Origin of the sequence: Cohnella fermenti (assembly GCF_004801405.1) — a bacterium.
GTDB classification, from domain to species: Bacteria; Bacillota; Bacilli; order Paenibacillales; family Paenibacillaceae; genus Cohnella; species Cohnella fermenti.
The window spans coordinates 56,654-80,457 of record NZ_SSOB01000024.1; the positions used below are offsets into that span (position 1 = coordinate 56,654).

13 protein-coding genes are annotated in these 23,804 nt (G+C 60.8%); 12 read left to right on the forward strand and 1 reads right to left on the reverse strand.

What is annotated here, in order from left to right; translation table 11 throughout:
- Window positions 1-85: 85 nt before the first annotated feature.
- On the reverse strand, window positions 86-1,282 hold the full coding sequence (locus E6C55_RS18630) for a threonine synthase (protein WP_136371324.1): 1,197 nt from the start codon (window positions 1,280-1,282) through the stop codon (window positions 86-88).
- A 173-nt stretch (window positions 1,283-1,455) separates the two neighbouring features.
- Here E6C55_RS18630 and panD point away from each other — a divergent pair, with 173 nt between their 5' ends.
- The 12 genes from panD (at window position 1,456) to E6C55_RS18690 (ending at window position 23,792) form a co-directional block, all read left to right on the forward strand.
- Window positions 1,456-1,878, forward strand: coding sequence for an aspartate 1-decarboxylase (gene panD, locus E6C55_RS18635; protein ID WP_136371325.1), 423 nt, complete (start codon window positions 1,456-1,458; stop codon window positions 1,876-1,878).
- Window positions 1,879-1,888: 10 nt separating this feature from the next.
- Window positions 1,889-2,575, forward strand: coding sequence for a YheC/YheD family protein (locus tag E6C55_RS18640; protein WP_230986751.1), 687 nt, complete (start codon window positions 1,889-1,891; stop codon window positions 2,573-2,575).
- Between the two features lie 372 nt (window positions 2,576-2,947).
- Complete coding sequence (locus E6C55_RS18645; RefSeq protein WP_136371327.1) at window positions 2,948-4,552, forward strand: ABC transporter substrate-binding protein; 1,605 nt, start codon at window positions 2,948-2,950, stop codon at window positions 4,550-4,552.
- 16 nt (window positions 4,553-4,568) lie between these two features.
- Window positions 4,569-5,933, forward strand: coding sequence for a response regulator (locus E6C55_RS18650; protein WP_136371328.1), 1,365 nt, complete (start codon window positions 4,569-4,571; stop codon window positions 5,931-5,933).
- Window positions 5,934-5,938: 5 nt separating this feature from the next.
- Entirely contained in the window at window positions 5,939-8,785 is a 2,847-nt protein-coding gene (locus E6C55_RS18655) for a sensor histidine kinase (protein WP_230986752.1), read from the forward strand.
- Between the two features lie 36 nt (window positions 8,786-8,821).
- A complete protein-coding gene (locus E6C55_RS18660; protein WP_136371330.1) occupies window positions 8,822-14,548 on the forward strand; it encodes an S-layer homology domain-containing protein in 5,727 nt (1,908 codons plus the stop codon).
- A gap of 11 nt (window positions 14,549-14,559) precedes the next feature.
- The gene (locus E6C55_RS18665) at window positions 14,560-16,782 is read left to right on the forward strand and encodes a glycoside hydrolase family 36 protein (protein WP_136371331.1); all 2,223 of its coding nucleotides are present in this window, start codon (window positions 14,560-14,562) and stop codon (window positions 16,780-16,782) included.
- 555 nt (window positions 16,783-17,337) lie between these two features.
- Window positions 17,338-18,816 (forward strand): ABC transporter substrate-binding protein, encoded by a 1,479-nt coding sequence (locus tag E6C55_RS18670; protein WP_136371332.1) that lies wholly within the window; start codon window positions 17,338-17,340, stop codon window positions 18,814-18,816.
- A 5-nt stretch (window positions 18,817-18,821) separates the two neighbouring features.
- Window positions 18,822-19,712: a carbohydrate ABC transporter permease gene (locus E6C55_RS18675; RefSeq protein WP_168735739.1), complete on the forward strand. Its 891-nt coding sequence runs from the start codon at window positions 18,822-18,824 to the stop codon at window positions 19,710-19,712.
- A gap of 10 nt (window positions 19,713-19,722) precedes the next feature.
- On the forward strand, window positions 19,723-20,544 hold the full coding sequence (locus E6C55_RS18680) for a carbohydrate ABC transporter permease (RefSeq protein WP_136371334.1): 822 nt from the start codon (window positions 19,723-19,725) through the stop codon (window positions 20,542-20,544).
- Window positions 20,545-20,561: 17 nt separating this feature from the next.
- Window positions 20,562-22,580, forward strand: coding sequence for an alpha-amylase family protein (locus E6C55_RS18685; protein ID WP_136371335.1), 2,019 nt, complete (start codon window positions 20,562-20,564; stop codon window positions 22,578-22,580).
- 345 nt (window positions 22,581-22,925) lie between these two features.
- The gene (locus E6C55_RS18690; protein WP_136371372.1) at window positions 22,926-23,792 is read left to right on the forward strand and encodes an ABC transporter permease; all 867 of its coding nucleotides are present in this window, start codon (window positions 22,926-22,928) and stop codon (window positions 23,790-23,792) included.
- The last annotated feature ends 12 nt before the right edge of the window (window positions 23,793-23,804 follow it).

Here is a 23,804-nt window from a genome sequence, read left to right on the forward strand (position 1 = left end):
ATTGCTACTTTCCGTTGTTTCGTTTTCCCAAAGCATGGCGAAGGGGCGGCAGCAGTTGAGGGACTGCCAACCCGCGCCATTCGCCTCAATCCAAGCCCAGTCCGGCCCATTCCGCATAGTTTCGAACAACCGCCACGGGTTCCGTTTCCCCCGCTGTATATTTCATCGCGTGACAGGTGTTGAACAACACAACCTTCTCCCGCTTGCGAATCCAGCCGTCCGCCGTCAATCGAATCATCGCCGCCCACGTGGCGGCCCCTTCGGGGGACGACGAGATTCCTTGCGCCCCCATCGCCTTGCGAGCTTGGCCGATCTCGTCCCCGGTGACCGCGATGGCAGTCCCTCCCGAGGCGCGCAGGACGGATACGACCAGCTCGAGGTCGGGAGGATTCGGCACTCGCATTCCGGTCGGGGCGGAATCTCCCTTCGCCGTATGCGGCCGGCCGCTCATCGCATCGACGATCGGCTGACAGCCCGCTTCCTGCACACTGACGAAGCGCGGCAGCCGCTCTCCGACCCATCCCAGCTCCCGAAGCTGAGCGAACGCGCGCCACATGCCGATCACTCCCGAACCGCCGCCGGTCGGATAGACAATAACATCGGGCAACTGCCAGCTGAGCTGTTCGGCCAGCTCGAGTCCCATCGTTTTCTTCCCCTCCGCCCGGCCCGGCTCTTGCAATGTGCCCACATGATGCCAGAGTTGCTCCGCTTCTCCTTCGCCGACGATGCGGCCGGCGTCGTGAATAAGCCCGTCCACGTAGACCGTTCGGGCGCCGTACAGCAGACACTCCTCCACAATCGGCCGGGGGCAATCCCGCGGCACGAAGACGAACGCCTCCATCCCGGCGCGAGCGGCATAGGCGGCCAGAGCGGAAGCGGCGTTGCCGTTCGAGTTCACCGCGACTCGGCGTATCCCGTGCTCCTGGGCCACCGAGACAGCGGCGGAGAAGCCTCGCGCCTTGAAGCTTCCGGTCGGATTCTGCTCATCCCGCTTTATCCACAACCCCCCGAGCGATAAGGACTTCGCCGCCGCTTCCAGCCGGACAAGCGGGGTCCAGCCTTCCCCGAGGGAGACGATATGCTTGTCGTGCCGCACCGGAAGAAGCTCCCGGTACCTCCACATGCTCGCCGCTCTTCCTCGAAGACGGTCTTGGGTCAGCCTGCGCCGAACCCGTTCCATATCGTATTCCACGGCCAACGTGCCGCCGCAGACGCATCGGATGTCCCGGATACGGAAGGGCAAGCTTGTGCCGCAACGCGTGCAGGTAAGCTGGAAGATCACGTTCCCTGTCTCCTTTCGCTGCTGCCGATCGCTATATTGTATGTGGCAAGCCGGCGGCGGCGAGGGCGCTTCGTTCCCGTCGATCCACCCGCATCCTACCCAGACGGACCGGGTGAACGCTGCATAGATTAACCATTAGAGAATCGACTTCTTAGGAGCGGAGGAAGGTGCGGTTGAAGAGATTGTTCTGCAAGAGCAAGATCCACCGGGCTGTCGTGACGGAGGCGGAGCTGGACTACGTCGGCAGCATTACGATTGATGCGCTGCTCATGAAGCAGGCCGGCATCCTGCCTTACGAGATCGTGCAGGTGACGAGCTTGCGCAATGCAACGAGGTGGAAGACCTATGCGCTGCCGGGGCCGGAAGGGGCGGGGGGAATCTGCCTGAACGGGCCGCCCGCCCATCTGTTCGCGCCGGGCGATCTCGTTATCATTCTCAGCATGGCAGAGGCGGACGAGAGCGAGGTCCAATCTCTTATTCCCCGCGTCGTGTTCGTGGATCGCGACAACCGGATAACCGGAGTCGAGGATCATCCGTTGTTCAACGAGGATGGCGAGGTGAACTGGATTGCGCTACAGCCGAAGCAAGCTAGGTAAACATCGAGTGATGCTCACATCGCCGAGTCTGCTCCCCGCCCTTCCGGAGACGTATGGGATGAGCCGCAGCCATTTTCTCGCTTTGCTTGATCGATATGGACAGGTTGTCGTGAAGCCGAGCGGCGGATGGGGCGGCGACGGCGTTCTGTTCATCTCCAGGCAGCGCGGCGGCTCCTATGAGATTGTTGATGGGCGGAAGAAGCAGCAGGTGCTTGGAGCGGAGGAAGCCTACCTGCAGGTGGCCGGCAAGACCAAAGCGAAACCGCATGTCGTACAGCGGAAAATCGATTTGGCTGCAGTAGGAGGAAGGCCGTTCGATGTTCGTGTGGTGGTGCAGCGGAAGCAATCGTCCGATTGGGCCGTAACGGGCATCTTGGCGAAGATTGCCGGCCCGGGCTATCGAATCACGAATGTCGAGCGAAGCCGGGGCCGGGTCGTACCGCTGTCTGCGGCCATTCTGCAATCCAACATCCAAGGCAAGTCCGCGGGGCGGATTCAGGCGGAAGTAACCCGAATGGGGCTGCAATCGGCCGAGCTGTTCCGCCAGCATTACGGCGTGCGCAAGGTCGGGCTCGATATCGGCATCGACGTGAGCGGCAAACCGTGGATCATCGAAGCCAACTTCAAGCCGGCGGACTCGTTGTTCCGGAAGCTGAAGGACAAATCCATGTATCGGAAGATCGTGTCGTTGGATTAGTGTCGAGGCGATTTTATGCGAAAATTCACATTCGTGCGGCACGATAAAGGGCGGTTTGGGCGATTCTATGTGAAAAATAGCATATATGGAGAATTTTGCGGCTCGAATTGTCGGATATATGCTAAAAATCATATAAAACTCCTCGATCGCCTGGAATCCACGATGACGAATGCGAAAAATCATATAAAATCGCAACATCGTCGGATCGGGAGGGGAGGGGGACTCCGAAGCGAAGCCGTTCCCCGCCCGCCCGGCCCCGATTCCCCATTCTTCTAAAAAACACAAATCAAACCTAAACAATCCCTTGTTGTTCGATAGAGGCATTGACTTTAAGATGGTAGTAAGAGCTGTACAAAGGGGAATTGAGGCAGCATGAAATCGCGAGTGAAGCCGATTGTACACATCATGACAGGGCTGCTGCTGTGCCTCCCGACTGCGGGCTGCTTCCATTCCGCGGCGGATTCGGAACGGACGGGGACGAGCCCTCCGGCCGCCGAGGGGACCGACGAACTGTCCGGCGGCCAGCGCTCGGCAGGCGCCAACCCTGCGGAGACGGAAGCCGCTGCGCCTGCGGAGCCTCTGTCCGGCGGTCAGCCCGTCACCTTGAAGGTCGACCTGTGGCTGTTCACGCCGACGACCGATGCCGCCAGGACCAAGACGAACCCCGAGAAGCGGGTGGCCGGGCAGGTGATCGCCGACAAGTTCATGAAGCTGTACCCGAACGTAACGATCGAATGGGTGCGCGGCATGAACAAGAAGGACCAGGCGGAGCTCGCGAGCTACTACACGACTCACTTCTCCGCCGGCGATGCGCCGGATATCGGGATGAGCTGGAATCAGTTCACCGAGGAGAACTGGTACTTGCCGTTGGACCGGTATCTCGATGAGCCCAATCCGTTCGTGGAGGGCAATCGGAAGTGGATCGAGCAATTCCCGGCTTATTTGTGGGAGAACAATCTGGTGAATTCGGCGATCGACGGAACTTCGACAGGAATTCCGATCAGCCTGTATTCCGGCCCTGCGACCGCTATCTTCTATAATAAAGCCATCTTCGAGAAGGAAGGCATTCCGATACCGGATTCCTATCTCGAGTTCATCGAGACGGCGGAGGCGCTCAACGCGAAGGGCTATATCGGCCTTCATCCGTGGACGGCGCAGAATCAAATCTACAATTGGGCGTACATCTTTAATCTGGGACCTTATTACTTCGAGAAGAACGTAGCCGGCGGGCTGAAGCAGGATGCCAACGGCCATATCGACAACGAAGAGCTGATGCGCGCCATCAAGGAAGGAATGCTGTCGCCCGTCCGGCATGCGTATGCGAGAGAGCTGTACGCCAACTTCAAGAAGCTGTTCGAGGTGTCGCCGCCGAACTGGGAATATACCGACTTCTCCAAGCCGTGGGCGGAAGGACAGGTGGCGATGTTCGAGGACGGCACCTGGCTGCTGAATACGGAAGAGGGCAACAAGGAGCGCGGCTTCGAGTTCGGCATGTTCCCTCCCGTCCCGCTGTCCGTGGAAGAATCGCCTTACGTGTCGGAGCCCAAGTACACGGAGGGAGGCCCCTACCAGCCCGAACCGTCCGTGACGCTTAACATCCTGCGGTCGTCCGTCGAACGCCACGGCACGGAGGAGGCTGCCGTCCGCTTCCTGCAATTCCTCACCGCGCCGGACAACATCTCGCTGCTGATTCAGGAGGATGGGACCTCGATCGGCGCCGTCGAAGGCGTTCCGGTCCCCGATCTGCTGCAAGATTGGATCTCCCGTCCGTTCCCGATTACGCCGAAGTTCACTTGGCCGACCGGTCTGGATGCGGAGAGCTTCGATCAATGGAACCAATACACGTCGGCTTGGGTCAATGGGAAGCTGAACGACGACACGTACTTCGCCGCAATCGACGAGATCCAGAGCAAGGCCGCGGATCGGATCATCCAGTTGAACGACATCGACACGAGCGGTTGGCGGCCGCTCCTATGATCGGAGGACATCCTGCATGAAGAAGCACAAGCTGGTCATTGTCGACGATGAGGCGAATATCAGAGAAGGGCTTGCCGGGTTCGAGTGGGACACGCTCGGGATAGAATTGGCGGGCACTTGCGAGAACGGCTTGGAGGTGCTGCGAAGCTTCGAGGAAGAGCCGGCGGATCTTCTGCTCGCGGACATACGGATGCCGTGGATGGACGGGCTGGAGCTGGCCGAGAAGATCAAGAGCCGTTATCCGTCGACGAGAATCGTTATTCTGACCGGATACAGCGACTTCGAGCTGGTGCGGTCCTCGCTTCGCTGCGGCGTATCGGATTATCTGCTCAAGCCCTCTGCGAAGGAGGACTTGATCAAGGCGTTCTCCCCGCTGGTGTCCATGCTGAATGAGGAGCGCCGCGAGGCGGACAACGAGCGAATCGTTCAGCGCAAGCTGCAGCAAGCCTCGGCATTGATGCGAATTCAGTTCCTGCACAAGCTGCTGTGCATGCCTCTCTCTCAAGAGGAGATAGAGGCCGGCTGCGGGCAGGCTTATCTCGCTCCGAATGCAAGCGCTTACACTGTGGCGGTGATCGGACTCGACGGCAGACGGAGACAGGATTATTCCATTAAAGACTGGGAGCTCATTCTGTTTGCGTTGGAGAACGCGTTGTCCGAGCTCCGGCAAAGCGAGGGGCTGGACAGCTATCTCGTCGAGTCGGAGACGGGCTGCTGCTATCTTGTCGGGATGAGCGAAGCGGGGGAGTTGGCGAAGCGGGCCTCGTCGGTCAGAGAGAATCTGTATCGGTTCGGCGGCTTGTTCCGAACAACGATGTCGATCGCTCTGGGCGAACCGGCAGCGCGCTTGGCAGACATCTCGCTGTCCAGGGAGCAGGCGGATCTGGCGCTTCGCCGTGCGGACGGGGAGGAGAGCCTTGTCTTCTATGAGCAGGAGGGAGGCGATAACGCCGAAGCGGACGAGCCGGCGGAGGCTTCGGAAGCCAAGGCGAATGATGCCGAGTCGCCCGGCGATTGGGAGACGGGCAGAAGAATCGTCGCGAGCGCCAAACGATATGTGCAGGAGCACTTCCGGGAGCCGATCTCGCTGAAGCAGATCGCCCGCCACCTGCATGTCAACAACGCTTACTTGAGCTTCCTGTTTAAGGAGGTGACCGGAGAAAATTATTTGCAGTATTTGACGGCGTGCCGCATGGCCGAGGCGGAGCTGCTGCTGCGGGACCCGGCCTTCAAGATTTATGAGGTTGCCGAACGGGTCGGCTATCACAACGCCCAGCACTTCTCCATCGTATTCAAGAAGTACCGTCAGCTTACGCCGCTGGAATATCGCAACAAATATACGATGGCGAACTTCATCGAGGAAGAGGCGAGCCGCACGTGAACAGCATGACGCACCGCAAGCGGATCGTGGCCAGCTCGCTTCTGCTGCTCTTGTCCGCCCTTGTTCTGTTCGGCATCTACGGATACGTCAACATGAACAAGATCCGCAATGAAGCGGAGTATTATCGCCAGAGCCATCTGCTCAGCCAGTTGGAATACAACGCCATGTCGGTGCTTAAGCAGGCCAATGCGTTCTCCGCGCATATCAAGTCGGAGGAATACACCGCTTACTCTTCGGAGTTTCTCGGTCTGGGAACGTCGGCCGAAGGCCAGGAGGCGATGTGGGAGCTGAACGACAAGATCAGCCGCCTGTATATGAAGCCGGAGCTGATTCAGAGCTTGTACATTCTTGGCGAAGACAGCAAGCAACTGAATTATGCCCGAGCCTTCGACCAGCCGTCGCCGCTTGCCGAGGAGCTGCCCTGGATCGAGGATTTGAACGGGACCGGCATTATGGAAGCGCTGACGGCCAAAGGAATCGGCTTCCCCGTCTACATCCAGGAAGGCGAGCTTCAACGGCAGATGCGCCGCAAATGGACATACGTAAGCGACCTTCAGCTTCAACGCGCAAGCGAATTCGTGCACGCGCTCGAAGGGAAATGGATCATCAACAACGGCATTAACGATTATACGCTCAGTCTGATGGTGCTCGGAGACGATTTTCCCCGCGAGTTCCTGATGGAAGATGAGGAGGAGGACAGCCGGCACCTGTCGATCTATACGGATCAAGGGATCGGCACTTGGGGCGCCAGCCTTGTCCCTCTGGACTTCAGCGGGCAGCCCGATCTGCCGGATGGGCAAACGTCGTGGACCCGAATGTCCGGGGATAAGGGACAGGTTCATTACATCAAGAAGCTGGCTCCCTACGGGGTCGTTCTCGTATGGACGGAAGGCAAGGCGGGCTGGTCCGGCGGCTTCAGCCGCACGATAGCGACGATCGGGGCCGCGTTCGTCCTGCTGCTGTCGGGAAGTCTGATTCTCTCCATGATGCTGGCGAAGAGCATCCTGTCTCCGCTGCACAAGCTGTCCCGCTTCATTCGCAGCCAGGGCGGCGCGCTGCCGCTGAGCACGTATTCATGGAGGCGCTCCTCGGACAAGCAGGCCGACAAGCTGCTTGCGGCGACCTCGATCAGAACGAAGCTCGTTCTGCTGTTCCTGGCGACGGTGCTTGTGCCGCTGCTGACGATGGTCGTCCTGTATTCCGCGCTTCAGAATCATTACGCCAGGCAGGAATGGAAGCGAACCGCCGAGGCTCTCTCCGGACAGATGGGCTGGACGGTGTCGAAGCAGGCGGAAGTGTTCGAAGGGGCGGCCCATGCGCTGGCGGCCAACGACATGCTGAGCGCTTATTTGACGCTGCCTTCGGGGAGCTTCCAAGCGGCATCCGGGGCCGCGGCCAACGGCCGATCCGGGGCGATCTACCCCGAATCCGAGGAATTCGCCTATTTTATTCTGTACGACATGAACGGGAGCGCTCGGTACTCGACGATCTTCTCCAACAACCTGTCGCTCTTCTATCTGGAGCCCCAAGGGGAAGGGGAGGAGAGCCCGGCGATCGCCTGGCTTCCGGAAGCCCCGGACGTCTACAACCATCTCGCGGGACAACTGATCAAGCAGATTTATCGGGGAGGCCGGGACGAGCGCGGGACCCCTCTTGGCTACTTGCAGCTCGTGCTGAAGCCCGATGCGTTCCAGGCGGTCGAACGGCTGGGAGGCGCGGCCTTCCGGATTGAAGACGGGCAGGGGCAATTGATGTTCCAGAGCCAGGGGTACGAGGAGCGCGACCTGCTGAGCGGCCATGCGCCGGCGTCCGCCGGACGGGACATCTCGCTTGTTCTGACGGAGAATGTGCCGAAGTTCGACTGGAGCGTGACGGTGAAGTTCTCGTTCGACGCCTGGCACGACAGGAATCGGGAGCTGCTCTGGGTCGTCGCGTCGGTGGCGCTGCTCTGCTTCCTGGTGGCCTTGACCTTGTCGCGCTGGCTCGTGCGGCCGATCGGGCTTCTGCAGGAGGCGATGGAGCGAATCAACGAGCATCGGGTTCCGCTCGCGGCCGGCAGCGGCGCGCGAGACGAAGTGAGCCTGCTGGCCCAGCATTACAATCGGATGGTTGAGAAGATCAACCAGCTTGTCGAGGAGGATTACCGCAGCAAGCTTCGGGAGAAGGAATTGAACGAGCTGAAGACGCAGGCGGAGATGAGCATGCTGCAGCAGCAGATCAATCCCCACTTCTTATACAACACGCTGGAATCCATCAATATGGAGGCGCAGCGCAATAATGGCGAAGCGGTCAACAAGATGATCGGGTCGCTGGCCAAGCTGTTCCGCTATTCGATCCGTTCCGGCCCCGAGCAGGGCGTTCCTCTGGAGACGGAGATCGAGTATACGAAGTATTACATCACCGTTCAGGAGAATCGCTTCAAGGATCGGTTCGCGGTGAAGTGGGACATCGATCCGGCCTCCCTGTCGTTCGCCGTGCTGAAGCTGATCCTGCAGCCGATCGTGGAGAACGCGATCAATCACGGACTCTCCGAGTATGCGTCCGGCGGCGAGCTGAGCATCTCGTCGCGGCTGGAGGAGGGCAGGCTGGTCATCGCCATCGCGGACAACGGGACAGGCATGCGAGTGCCTGAGCTGGAACGGCTGCGAGAGAGGCTGAAGCTGAAGCCGGAAGACGGGCAGCGACCGACCGGGGCGTCCGTTCAGCGGGGCATCGGACTTGGCAATGTATATCGGCGGTTGAAAATCTACTACGGAGACCAAGCCGACGTGCGCGTTGAGAGCAGGTTTATGCGAGGAACGACAGTGACGCTGATCATTCCCGGCGCGGACGAAGGCTCGGAATCCAAGTGAACGGAGATATGCGACAGGATACGAGGAGGGTTAACCATGTTCAGAAAATGGATCTGCGGATTGTGCATCGCCGTTATGCTGGCTTCCGGCTGGGGCGGCTTGCGGGCGCCGGACCGTGCGTTCGCGCAGACGCCCCAAGCGCAGCCGACCGAAGACAGCGAAGGCCATTGGGCCGAGCAGGAGCTGAGGCGGTGGCAGGAATACGGGATTGTCATGGGCTATCCGGACGGAAGCCTTAAGCCGGATCAAGTGCTGACCCGGGCCGAATTTGTCGTGCTGCTGGATCGGGTGTTCCGCTTCGGCGGACAAGCGGAGCTGCCGTTCCGCGACGTCTCGGACACGGCCTACTATTATGAAGCGTTGGCCGGCGCCTTCGCGGCCGGGCTGGTCAACGGGACGGGCAACGGACAGTTTATGCCCGAGAGGCCGATCACCCGCGAGGAGGCGGCCAAGCTCGTGGCCCTGGCGTTCGATGTCGAATCCGGCGCCGCTGCGGCGAATTCGTTCAGCGACAGCGGCCGCATCGCCGGGTGGGCGAGCGATTACGTCGAGGCGATGGTCGGCCGCGGCTACATGTCCGGACGGGAAGGCGGCCGGTTCGAACCCGGCTCCGGCATGACAAGAGCCGAGATGGTCAAGCTGCTGGACAATGTCGTCGAACGAATGATCGACACTGAAGGGCTGAGCGATGCGACGGTGCAGGGCAACGTCGTGGTGAATCATGCGCCTGTCCTCCTGCACGATCTGGTCATTGAAGGCGATCTGCTGCTGGCTCCGGGCATCCGGGAAGGCGAAGTGACGCTCGACCATGTGACGGTGAGCGGCCGGGTGCTCGTGCAAGGGAGTCCGGCGGACGGCATTGCGGTCCGCGACTCGCAGTTGGCCGCTCTGAAGCTGGCGGCGCCGGGGACGAAGCTCTCGCTGACGGCTGTAACGCTCGAGAAGCTGCAGCTTATGCCGTCCGCCGCCGGCAGCGTCGTCTCGCAGGACGAGGCGACCCGGATCGGCAAGCTGGATAACGGCGCGAAGGATGTTGAATTCCGGACTTCCGATGCCGGGAAGGGAACGGTCGCGTCGTCGTCGGGCAACGTCAGCGGGAACGGAGCTTCGCCCGAGTCCCCGTCCGAACCGGACCCGCTCGTCGCCAAAGTATCTATGCTCCAGTTCGGACAGGAGAACGAGGAAGACCTCGCCGACCTGGTCGCGACCGGCAGCGGCGGCACGGCCGTCGTCGAGGCGAACGTCGGGGAGCTTCACAATTCGTACGACGTTCGGTATATGGAAGGCGTCGGCTCGACCATCGCCTTCACGCTTCACGGCTTGAAGCCGAATGAACCGGCAACCGTGGAGCTCGAGGAGATTCATCAGCGCAATCCGGAGGCGTTCGCATATACCGTGCTGGCGAACGGGCAAGAGGTTTACTTCCGGACGTACCGCGAGGCGTCTGCGGGACCGAACCACCTCTTTGTCGAGCTGGACGCCGCCGTTGTGGGCAATGCGACCTCGGTTACGCTGACGCTGCGCAACGAGACCGCGACGAGGGTTCACTTCGCCAGAGTGTGGGCGTACAGCGACTTCGCCGACCTGCTGGAGGAGGAGCAAATCTACCGGCCGATGACCGTCGGACTGTTTAAGCCGAACATCAGTTGGAACGACTACGCTGCCGATCTTGCGCTGCTGAACGGGCTCAAGGCGACCTATGCCGACTACGAGATGTATCGGATATCGGTAGTCTTCGATATTCTGTACATGCATTGGAGCAGCGAGGAGATGAAGCGCCGCTTGGATTATCTCATCCGGCTGTCCGCCGATTCGGGCCTGGCGATCCATCTGAGCGTCGACGCCTGGTGGGATGGCACGCCGGCGGGACCGGACGGGCTGGGCGGCTACTGGCGCGATCTGCCGTATCAGCAGGTTGTATACGATCCGCTCGACACCGACGGCCGGGGGAACTGGAAGCTGACAACGCCCAATGTATATGGCAACACGCCCTGGCTGACGATGAACAACGCTCACTACAATGAAGTCCGCGAGGAGAAGATCCGCAGCGTAACGTCGTACTTGTCGCAGCGAACCGGAGAGATGAAGGCGGAAGGCGAGGAACTGCCTCCGATTGTCGTCTTCACCGAGAACGAGCCTTGGTACTGGCCGTACTTTGCCTTTAACCGGTCTCCTCAGGGTGCGGGAGACTTCGGCCCGGAAGTGATCGCTGCGGCGGCGGCGGACGGACTGACGCTGGACCCGACCGACGGGTTGTCCGTCCTGGAGCTCAGATGGCTGGCCCGCAACATGAACAACTATATCGCCGACACGGCCCAGGCGATGGCGGATGGCTACGGCTACAATGCGATTGTTGTGGACAACGGTCAGGTGACGTACCCCGACAGCCAACTGATCGAGAACGCTTACACGCATATTTTCCCCTATGCCAAGTTCCCGTCGCTGGAGGAGACGCAAGCCCTGTGGGAGTCGCACATGGTCGAGGACATTCGTTACGGCGGGGAGTGGGACGACCAGCTCGACGAACGGTACTTGAGCTACATTGCCGCCCGCGGCAAGTTCGCGGACGTCAATGCGGAGCGCAGCGCGATGCAGAGCTTCGACTTCTTGCCTCAGGCGTATGCCTTCGGGGCCGACTATGCGAACATCTACAACTTCTACGGCGGCGACGACAGCATGATCCGCTCGTCCGACGGAGAGATGGATGCGCTCTATGAGACTCCCTCCTATGGGAAAGTGATGGTCGATTATGATTTGGCCGACGAGGAGTCGCTGGCGCTGTCCTCGACGCTGGTCGAAGCGGATCAGGTCAAGCGCAGCCTGCTGCTCGAGCAGTATGTCGCAAGCGCGGACACGGCGGATGCGAACGGCGGGTATCTGACCTTCAAGGTGGACAATCAGGGCGTTCCCTTGACGGACGGCGTGCTCGTCGATCTGTCGGGCCGCAACCTGCACTACCTGTGCAGCGGCTGCAAGATCGAGGTGTGGGCGGGAGCGACGCTGGGCGACTTGTCGCTCGCGGGCACCGTGTACGGCTTCCGGTCGACGGCGCACGTGGAGGCCAGGGACCAGATCGACCCGGACAGCGATGTCGCCTATGTGCGAATCCGGCTGTATTCGCCGAGCGTCGCCAGCCTGGACAACTGGGTAGCCTTGTCCGGCGTCAAGATCTCGGCGGCACTAGGCGGTCCGAGCGGTCAGACAAGCGGTTACCAATATACGCTGAAGCAGTTCCGGGAGAGGAATCTGTGGGTGACGTATCGGGCCGATATCGAACGCTTGCTGCAGAAGTACGTCGGGCAGGCGGGGCAGACCGCCGTCTATCAGACGATCAAGGAGCAATATGACAAGGGCTATTACGGAAGCGCGTACCGTGCGCTGCTCGCCGCCATGTCCGAGCTGCTGCCCGCCAAGTTCGTGGTCAAGGGCTACGGGACGCTGGGAGATTATCCGGTGGCGGTAAGCACGACCGGTCCGGACGCGATGGTGCGAGTCACGCTGTACGCGGTCGGCGATTCCGTCCGGATCGGGCTTGCGGCGGATGCCGCGACCGACGTCACGGTGACGCTCACCTCGGCGGCAGCCTCCCATTATCGCGCGGTCGATCTCGGCGGCGGCCAATATGAGCTGGTGCCTGCTCAGGCCGGGGACCCCGGCGCGGTAGCCGCATCGGGCGGGCAGGTCGCGTTCGAGCTGGCCGTTCCGGGAGAGGCGGTCAAGCTGTACCCTGCCGAGTTCGAGGCCAGGCTGTACGGCGTATCGGCTGCGGCGGATTCGCTCTCGATTCAGTCCCAGGACCCGGACATCGGCGAGTATGCAACTGCCGTCGGGCTGAAGCTCGCGAGCGGAGCGACGATCCTCAGAGGGCCGGAGGGCGCTCCGGATCAGGAGCTGCTGGCGGTTCCGGTCGAGCTGCTCGAATACGGCGATCGGCTCGTGCTGACAATGAACGGCGATAACGAGATTGCCGGAATCAAGGCTTACTACGGCACCGTGTACGGCACCATTACCGCCATCGAGCCGGTTCAGGTCGAGGGCGAGCTGCGCAATGCGTATATGGAATTGCGCGACGGGGACAATCGCGATTATCGCTTCGAGCTGGGGCAAGACAGCCAGTTCAAATCCCCCAAGGCGACGGGAGTCAGCTTGTTTACGGCGAACCTTGACGACTGGGGCTTCGAGGTCGGAGACCAAGTGACGGTGCGCTACAGTCCGTATGTCGCCTCGGGCAGGGAGAAGCGCCTGCTGGAGATCTCGGAGACGTACGACACGCTGCTGAACGAGAGCTTCGAGGACGGCAGCGAGACGTGGCGCAATCGGGCCTATGCGGTGCAGAACGTCATCGAGACGCGCCTGGATTCGAATATCCAGGACCGCGTATTGAGGCCGAACGATATTAATCAGCCGGGTATCGTCGTGTGGAAGTTCGAGAGCGCCGAGCCGTTCACGCTGGCGGCGATCCAGTACAGCGGGCGCGCGATACTGGGATCGACGGTCGAGTGGGAGATCAGCGCCAGCGGCGCCGACGGCACCTGGCAGAAGGTCGGGGAGATCGCCGACAACTCGGACAACAACAACTACAGCCAGCTTCGCGATATTAAGCTGGACGCCGGGAGCCTGAATACGAGTACCTTGTATGTGCGGGTCGTGATGGCGACGAACACCTCCGACACCTGGGCTTCGCTGAACAGCGTGAAGGTGACGAGGTGGCAGGCGGGGGCGCGCCGGCTCGACGCGGCCGCTCTCGCACTGGATAACGGCGTCGTGTACGAAGGGCAGGACGTGCCGCTGTCGCTGAGCGCCACCTACGACAACGGGGATGCCGTCAATCTGGAAGAGGCCAAGGTCGTCTATACGTGGGACAACGACAGTCTGTTTGTCCGCTCTTCCGCAGGCGTGCGGGCGATCCAGCCGGGATCGGGGACGATTCGCGCCTACGTATCGGTCAACGGGACCGTCGTCGCCTCCAACAGCCTTGCCGTAACGGTGGAGGCCCAGACGCTGGATCGAATCGAGCTGTCCACCGACGACCGGACGATGGGGACGGGCGATGCTTACCAAGTGGGGATCGCGGCCTACAACGAGCTTGATGACGAGCTTGATCCGTCGCTGTACAGCGCGACCTATTCGAGCAGCGACGATGCAGTCGCGACGGTATCCGCGAGCGGCTTGCTGACGGCCGTCGGCTTCGGCAGCGCGGTCATTACGGTCCAGGCTGCGTTTAAGGACACCGTGCTCGTCCAGACGTTCAACGTGCTCGTCGCCCAGCCGATCGCGCTGGTGGACGAGGACTTCCAGGGGTTGCCGGCAGGGGAGATAACGGCGGGAGACATTGGTGCCTACGAGGTTGTCCAACTGCAGAACGAGCTGCTGCACGAGAGCCTGCCGAATATGGGGCTGACCGGCACGCCTGACGGAGCGGGAGGCAAGCTGGACGGCTATGTCCTCTTCAAGCTGGACAGCACGGATACGGACGGGTTCAAGAAGCTCGAGCTGCAATTCAGCGGCCGAACGCTGTACATCAGCGAGACTCAGATCGCGGACATCCGCTTCTATGCGGGTACAAGCACAAGCGACATGGCTCTGGTCGGCAGCCTGCCGACTTCGGCCTCCGGCAGCTACGATACGATCCGCACGCTCGATCTGACGAGCGCAGCGGCGGGACAGACGACCCTCTATCTGAGAATCGATATTCACGCGGTCGCCTACACCTGGGGCTTCTTGAACTCGGTTAAGGTGATCGACTATGCAACGGGACAATAAGGAGCGCGGCCATGGAACGTCTGGAATGGATTCATGAGAAGATGAGACTCGGGTTCGTGCGGGAAGGCGGCAAGCTGAGGCAGGATATGTTCCAGCCTCGGGAGCTGCCCGCACCCCCGGAGAGGAGGTATGCCGCTGCCGCCGTCGTGCAGGCCGCCGCGGCAGGCGTGCCGCACGGCGTGCACCCGGGGCTTGCTTCGGGGCACTCCCTGCTCGCGGAGCAGCTTGTCGTGTCGGAGATCGAGCCGACGGACAGCGGCCTGCGGCTGCACTACCGGCATGAAGGGCTGAAGCTTCGCTTCGTCGCGGATATGGAGTTTATCCCCGGCGCAGCGGTTATCCGGCAGACGACAACGGTGTGCAACGACGGGGATCGGGCCGTCGTGCTGACGCACTTGTCCTCGCTGATCCTGCAGGGCATCGGCCTCGGGGGCTTGGGCGACTGGGCCATGCCGGGCCGGATCAAGGTGCACTACGGGCGGCAAGCCTGGAGCGGCGAAGGGCAATGGCTCTGCGAGGATGCGGACCGTCTCGGCCTGTACCGCACGTCGCCCTATTCGCTGTCCCATGCCGCGCATTGGGAATCGCGGGGCAGTTGGAGCACCGGCCGCTTCCTGCCGATGGTCGTCGTCGAGGATACGCAGACGGGGACGGTCTGGTACGCGCAGGCGGAGACCTCGTCCCACTGGCATATCGAGCTCGGCAACCGGCATGAGGGCGCGAGCGCGGCTAAGGGAGACGACAGCCTGTACCTGCAGATCGACGGAGCGAGCGAAGGGTTCGGCGGCTGGACGCGAACCTTGCAGCCGCAAGAGAGCTTCACGACGATTCCGGCGGCGATCGGCTGCTGCACGGGCGGCATCGAGGACGCCGTGCGCGAATTGACGATCTACCGGCGCACCCGCCTGAAGCCTCGTCAGGCGTGGCAGGAGGAATTCCCTGCCGTGTTCAACGACTACATGAACTGCCTGTGGGCCGATCCTTCGCCGGACAAGCTGCTGCCCCTTATCCGTCGGGCGGCCGAGCTCGGGCTGGAGGTGTTCTGCATCGACGCCGGCTGGTTCGCCGCGCCCGGCTCGTACTGGGGCTCCTCGCTCGGCGACTGGCAGCCGGACGGGACGCGCTTCGGCAGCGAAGGGCTGCCGGGCATGGTGCGGCGCATTCGCGCGGCGGGGATGATCCCCGGCGTCTGGCTCGAGCTGGAGGTATGCGGGGAGCAGGCGGCTCTGGCAGCGAAGCCGGATGAATGGTTCCTGCGGCGCAACGGCAGCAGAGTCGGCGGCGGAGAACGCTGGTTTATGAACTTCACTCATCCCGAGGTGAGGCTGTATCTGCATGAAGCGATCGACCGGCTGGTCGCGATGGGCGTCGGCTTTATTAAGAACGACTACAACGGCTGCGTCGGCTGCGGAGACGATACGCTGGGGGCCTCGGCCGCCGACGGCCTGATCCGCCATGCGCGGGCCGTCTATTCCTTCCTCGACGAGGCAAGGGCGAAGCATCCCGGTCTGATCATTGAAGGCTGCGCTTCGGGCGGCATGCGCGCCGATTACGGCCTGCTGTCCCATGTCCATCTGGTCAGCTCCAGCGACCAGGAGCATTATGCGAAGTACCCGTCGATCCTCGGCGGCATGCTGGCGGCCGTCCTGCCGGAGCAGAACGGGATCTGGGCGTACCCGTATCCTCTGCTCGTCGAGCATCGGGATCGGCCGGAGAGGCTCGACGATGCCGATTATCGGCAGGAGATGGCGGACGGCGAACAGACGATCTTCAATATGGTCAACGGCTTGTGCGGCAACCTGTACCTGTCGGGCCGCGTGGACAAGGCGGACGAATGCAACGCCGCGCTCATCAAGGAAGCGGTCGCTCTCTACAAGGCCGAACGGGCGCATATTCGCAGCTCGCATCCGATCTGGCCGCTCGGGTTCCGCGCGGTAGCCGACACCGACAACTGGAACAGCGTCGGCCTCGCGAACATGCAGGGCGACCGAATTGTGCTGGCCGTGTGGCGGCTGGACGGCGAGGAGGAGACGGCGACGCTTCCCGTGCGCGGCTGGGCCGGTTGCACTGCCGAGGTCAGACAGATTTATCCCGCCGCGCCCGACAGGCAAGCCGAGTTTGGCTACGATTCCGTTAACGGCCGCCTTCGCGTTCGGCTGCCGCTGCGCCGCCAAGCGCGTCTCTTCGAGCTGCGCAAGCCGGGGCCGACGGACGAGCAGAACGATTCGAGATAACGACGGGATGAGGAGGGATGAGGAGGGGAGATAGACGAGTGGAGCCCCCTCCATACATACCCCCACCCTGTATAATTGCCGCGCCTACTGATCCGGTCCATATCCCTTCTCGCAGATGGGTGCCTTATCCCCTTGAATCAGTGTCCTAATTTCTGGAAAATGACACCTGAACAGCAGGGATAAGACACCCTTTTCGGAGTAATAGATGACATTCCCGGGGTATAGATCATTATGTAATTAATTACAATTAAATACATTTAAAACATTTTGGAAGAGAGACCGATAGACAAGACTGCGATTATCTCCTCCCAGCTTCACCGAATAAGACGAGAGAAGCCCGCGAACAAGTTCGCTTTGCGGGCTTTTTTCGCATGGCTGTCGTGTCGCTATATACGGCTGGCGTACGGTTTCCTTGCCTGTCGAACCGCCTTCGCCCCGCCGCCGACAACCTCCAAAAAACGCAAATGAAATCTAGATTCCGCCTTATTGTTAGTCCAAAACCCGCTCTCTATAGTTAAGAGGAGCCCAACAACATACGCAAAGGGGATACCCAAATTGAAGCGACAATCCTTTATTCTGCTGTCCGCGATCTGCCTGTCACTTACGATGTCCGCCTGCTCCAATTCCGCGAACAATAACCAAACGAGCGGCGTCAGCCCGTCGCCGTCGAGCGCCGGAACGTCCGCCTCCCAGGAGGGAAGCGCTTCGCCCGACGCGGAGCCGCAGACGCTGACGATGGTTTATTCCCAGGGGGAATTCTCCTGGCCCGCCTACGAGAAGATGGCGGAGGCGTTCAAGGAGAAGACCGGCCACACCGTCAAGCTTCAGTACGTGCCCGCCGCCGAATTCGATAAATACCTGGATGCGCAGTTTATCGCGGGAACCGAAGCGGACATCATCATGGGCGGGCCATCGGACAAGTCTTCCTGGTTCAAGAACGGCTGGATCGTGAACCTGTATCCGCATATGGACGAAGCAAGCCGATTCACGAATGCCGCCTGGCGAGACTCGTTCGTCGACGGGGTGCTCGAATCCGCCACGGACAAGACCCCGCCCGAGAAGCTGTACGGCATTCCGATTCAATTGACGACGGTCAATCTGTATTACAACAAGACGATCTTCAACGAGATCGGCGCAGCCGAGCCGCCCAAGACGATCACGGAGCTGCTTGAGGTCGCGAAGAAGGCCGAAGACGCCGGCTATGTCGGCTTCAGTATCCAGAACTCGATGGACTGGAATCTGGGCTGGCTGGCTACCGACCTCTGGGGCTACCTGTGGAAGCCGAAGCTGGAGCAACTGGACGTCATCAACCAGGACGGTTATGTCGGGACGGACGAGTGGGCGCTGGCGGTCAAGAAGGGCATGGTGACGAAGGACTCGCCCGAGCTGAAGGAATATGCGCGAGTCCTCAAGGACCTGTCGCCATACTTCAACGAAGGCTTCAACACGGCAAGCTGGGAATTCGAGAGCTTGTTCAACGACGGCAAGTCGGCGATGGCGCTGAACGGAAGCTGGTACCCGAATCAGGCTCTGCAGAACAACCTGACGGTCGATTACGGCATCGCGCCGATTCCTTATCTGGACAAGACGTATTCGCAGCTCGGCGGCGAGGAGCGATACAACTATATCATGGGCGGAGAAGCCTACGTGGCCATAACGGCCAAGGCGGAGAAGGACGGCAAGCTGCAGGCGGCGCTCGATTGGCTGCGCTTCTGGACGGACCCGAACGGCGGCGCGAAGATGATGACCGACGAGCTGTTCCTGATTCCCGTCGTCAAGGGCATTCAGGCGCCGGAGCAAGTCCAGCCGATCATCGACACGTTCGGCACCGAGAAGCAAGTGTCGTTCAACGCGTTCAAGTTCGAGCCCGAACAGTCCGACGCCTTCTTCAAGGCCCAGCAGCAATACCTGGACAATAAGCTGACGGCCGACGCGTTCATCGGAGATATTACCAAGACGCTGGAGAAGTACGCGGACGCCGCGATCAAAGCGAACCCGGAATGGGGCGTCGAAGCGTTGATCGAACGGAAGTGAAAGCGATGAAGCCGTTGCGCCTCATGGAGTCCAGGGCGGCGTACCTCTGCCTGCTGCCCACCTTTTTGTTTGTCGGCCTCTTCCTGGTGTATCCGACCTTCGAGGCGATCCGCATCTCGTTTCTGGACTGGAACCTGCGCAACTACTACCATCCGGAATTCGTGGGCCTCTCCAACTACAGGGAGATTTTCAACAATGATGTGTTTATCGATTCGTTCCGGGTATTGGCGATCTTCCTCGGATGGCAACTCGTTATCCTGCAAGGGATCTCGGTGCTCGCGGGCTACTTGATTTATCTGCTCGGCACCAGCCGGTTCGCCGGGTTTATCAAAGTCGCCTTCATTATCCCGATGGTCATTCCCGGCATGGTCTCCACGCTGTTCTGGCTGTTCTTCTACGAGCCGACGAACGGCATGCTGAACATGCTGCTGGGTCAGCTCGGCCTGGAGAGCTGGCAGAAGGTGTGGCTCGGCGCAAGCCAGACGACCGCGATCGGCTCGCTCCTCATGAAGGGCTTCCCGTGGATCAGCGGGATCGGCTTCCTTATCTATCTGGCGGGCTTCCAATCGCTCGACGAATCGGTTCGCGAGTCGGCCCGGATGGACGGGGCGAGCGGGTGGACCGTCTTCTGGCGGATCGATCTGCCGCTCATTCTGCCGCAGCTCAAGCTGACGACCATTCTTGTGCTCATCGGCGGCATTCAGCAGTACGGCGATCAGTACATCCTGACCAAGGGCGGTCCGGGTTACGACACGACCGTGCCGGGGCTGTTCCTGTTCAACAATGCGTTTAATTACGGCAAGCTCGGAATCGGCTCGGCCGCCGGCGTCACCCTGTTCCTGATCATCGCTCTGTTCACCGTACTCAACCTGCGCTTTATGAAGTCGCGGACTTAGGAGGCAGCTTATGAGAACCAAAGCATGGTCTCGATCCGTCAACGTGGCGCTGCTGCTGTTTTTCGCCTTCTGCACGCTGTATCCGCTTTACTTTATGCTGATCTCGTCCGTGAAGACCAATGCGGAGCTGCAGAGCAACTTCTTCGGCCTTCCGCTCGATCCGCAATTCCAATACTACGGAAGCTCCTTGAACAAGATCAAGACGTACATGTCGAACTCGGGCGTTATTTCCGCCATTAGCGCGATCGGCGTGCTGGTCGTCTCTTCTCTGTCCGCCTATGCCTTCGCTCGATTCCGGTTCTACGGCAAGGACGCGCTGTTCTTTACGCTGCTGCTGTTCCTGATGATTCCCGGCGTCCTGACGATCATTCCGCAATTCGTCCTGGTCAAAAACCTGGGATTGATCAACACGCCCTGGGCGGCGATTCTTCCTTATATTGCAAGCGGGCAACTAGTGACGATATTCGTCATGCGAACGTTCTTCGAGGGCATCCCGAAGGAGCTGTTCGAGAGCATCAAGATCGACGGCGGCAGCGAATTCCGTTGCTTTATCAGCCTCGTCATTCCCTTCGCGCTTCCGATCATTCTGTCGATGGGGCTCGTTACCGTTCTGAATACGTGGAATGACTTCTTCTGGCCGCTGCTCGTCCTGCCGGATCAACAGAAGATGACGCTGACGGTCGGCCTGTACCGGTTCATGGATCAGCAGCAGATCCTGTACGGTCAGGTGTTCTCGGCGATGTCGCTCGCTTCCGTCCCGCTGATGGTGCTGTTCAGCTTCACGATGAAGTTCTTCGTCCAAGGTCTCACGTCCGGTGCGATCAAGGCTTAATCGGGAGGGGGGCTCGTATGGAAAAGGGGGACGTCATTCTCCGCATGGACGACGCGAAGAAGCCGAAGAAGCTCACGGTGACGGCAGCGTGCTATGAGGTGCGATTCGATCTGGCCGCGCAGCAATGGAGCTTGTATGCCGGGCTGTCGGAAGGGGGCGGTCGCGGCGGCGATGTTGACGGTGTTGCGCCGATCGTGTGCTTGCCGATGCAGTCTCGCATTCATGCGTTGGAGGAGCCGGATTTAGCCGACGAGGGAGCGATTCGGCTCATTCGCGAGCAGCGGAGCGGCGGGGGGCTGTCGCTGACGTTCGCGGCGGACGGCGGCGGGATCTGGGCGAGCAAGACGTACGTCTTCGCCTTCGGCGCCGATTCCGTATGCTATCGCGTCGAGGTGTCCGGCGCCGGCAAGCGAATCGACGACGTCTATTATTGCGCCGCCGATTGGATGGCTGCCGGGCCGGGGGACAGAGAGGCCGCTTCCGGAGAGGGCGATGCTCCGCGCTGGCGCGGGGGGAGGCCGGGCTTCGCCGGCTATTACGCGCCCCGCTTCGATTGGTCGACCGGGTTCGTCTTCCGCAGGCCGGACGAGCCGGATTCGCTGAACTGTCAGCAATGGCTGAGTCCGCCCCCCTTCTGTTATGCGCTGCGGCAGGGCGACCGCTGGACAAGCTGCGGCATCTTGGCCGAACCGGGCGCCTTCCGGTTTCTCGGCTTCGATTACGTCGTATCGCCCGGCGGCGAATTCTCGTTCCGGCTCGATTACGAGGGGCACACCTTGGTCGGGGAGACGGGGTTCCGCACCCCCGAGCTTCGCTTCGGCTTCCGGCCCGCTGCGGGCGGCAACGAGGCGGTCGGCGAATACGTTCGGGCGCTGGCCGACCGCATGAGGCTTGCGAAGTCCGGCGAAGCGGGTTCCGGACATTCGCAACCGTCCTGGTGGGTGGAACCGATGTTCTGCGGCTGGGGGCAGCAGCGATACGATTACCGCGGCGATCATAACGGCACGGAGAACGGACACTTTCTGAATGTCGGAGAATACGCGACAGAGGAGAAGTACCGTTCCTATGTCGCGCATATGGAGGCGCACGGCATCCATCCCGGGACGATAATTATCGATTACAAGTGGGCCGCGCAGGATGCGCTGGCCGCTCCCGATCCGCTCAAGTGGAGCGGTATGCGCGCGTTTATCGACGAGCAGCATCGGCGCGGGCGCCGGGTGCTGCTCTGGTATTCGCCCTTGCTGGCGGAAGGGTTGCCCGTCGAGGCTTGCATGACGCTGGATGGACGAGTCGTCGCGGCGGACCCGACGTCGGAGCGATATCGGGAGATTGTGGCGGAGCAGATCCGCCGCATGGTGGACGATGCTCCCGGATGCTTGAACGCCGATGGCTTGAAGATCGATTTTACGCAAAATCTCGCTTCCGAACGAAGAGGCTTCCGCAATTATTTGTCGACCAGTTGGGCGCTGTTGAACCAGAGCGATCCCGAACACAGCTATCCCCGGCTGAGCGACGGCCGCGACTCGCTCGTTCGCACCGCCGGTGCCTCCTGGGGCGTTGAATTGCTGCGCGATTACATTCAGGCGATCTATTCGGCGATGAAGGCCGCCAAGCCGGACGCCATGCTGATTGCGCATACGGCCAATCCTTACTTCGCGGATATTGCGGATGTGCTCCGGCTTAACGACCTGGACGGCGAGTCTCCCGACGTGCTCGCCATCATGCGCAACCGGGCGGAGATCGCCCGCCTGTGCAACTCGGATTGGCTGATCGATCCCGACAACGATCTGATGGCCGACAAGCGCATGTGGAGGAATTACGTGCAAGCCCAGCCGCTGCTCGGCATTCCGGTAACTTATTATATTCGGGGCATCGCCGCTTCCGGCGAACCGTTCGACGAAGCCGATTATGCGCATCTGCGCGGCGTCTGGCGGGATTATCGGGAACGAATGGCGCGCGGCCTCATCAGCGGAGTTTTATGTGAAAAACCGCATTGGCGCGGCTCGATAACGGGCGGTTTGGGCGATTCTGTGTGAAAAATAGCATATATGGAGAATTTTGCGGCTAGAATTGTCGGGTGTATGCTAAAAATCATATAAAATCGCAAGGTCCCCGGACAAGGGGGGGCGAATAGCATTGCGGAGAACCGCCGGGGAGAGCTTCCCGGCGGTTCTTTTTGGTTCGAATGGAGCAACATGTTCGTTTTGCACCAGAAATCGAAGGATTGCCTGCTACAGCGTTGTGCTCCGGTTCCTTACAATGAAGACACAACGAAGCACAAGAAGGTGAGAACATTGCAAACCATCGCCGCCGCGGACAGCGGCAGCATCGGCGCAAGAGGCAAGAGCGGGCGCTGGAAGCTCATTCGCGGCAATCTCGACATGTACCTGCTGCTGCTTCCAGGGCTGATCTTCCTGCTGCTGTTCAAGTATACCCCGATGTACGGCATCCTGATTGCGTTCCAGGACTTCAACATCTTTACCGGCATCTCGGGCAGCGAGTGGGTCGGCATGAGCCAGTTCGAGAAGCTCCTGCATTCGGACGACTTCTTCCGGGTGCTGATCAACACGCTGCTCATCAGCCTGTACAAGATCGTTCTGCTGTTCCCCGTCCCGATCGCCGTCGCTCTTCTTTTGAACGAGGTACGCAGAATGTTTTTCAAACGGACGATCCAGACGGTTATCTACTTGCCCCACTTCCTGTCCTGGGTCATCATCTCCGGCTTGTTCGTCACGATTCTGTCGCCGACCGGAGGGCTCGTCAATGAAGTTATCGTCGCCCTCGGCGGACATCCGATCTCCTTCCTGACCGACAATCGGTTCTTCCGCAGCGTCGTCGTCTTCACGGCCGGATGGAAGGAGGTCGGCTGGAATGCGATCGTCTTCATCGCCGCGGTGGCGGGCATCGACCAGGAGCAGTACGAAGCCGCCTCGATCGACGGTGCGGGGCGCATCCGGCAGATGTTCTCGATTACGCTCCCGGGCATCATGCCGACGATTGTGCTCATGTTTATTCTGCGGATCGGCAGCCTGCTCGAAGCGGGGACGGAACAAATTCTGACGATGTACAATCCGCTCGTCTACGACAACGGGGACGTCATCGGCACTTACGTATACCGCATGGGGCTGGGGCAGCAGGATTACAGCTTCAGCACGGCGGTCGGGCTGTTCAATTCGGCGGTCGGCTTCGTCCTGATCGTCATCGGCAACGCGTTAAGCCGCAAGTTCCTGCAACGGAGCATCTGGTAAGAGGGGGGATCG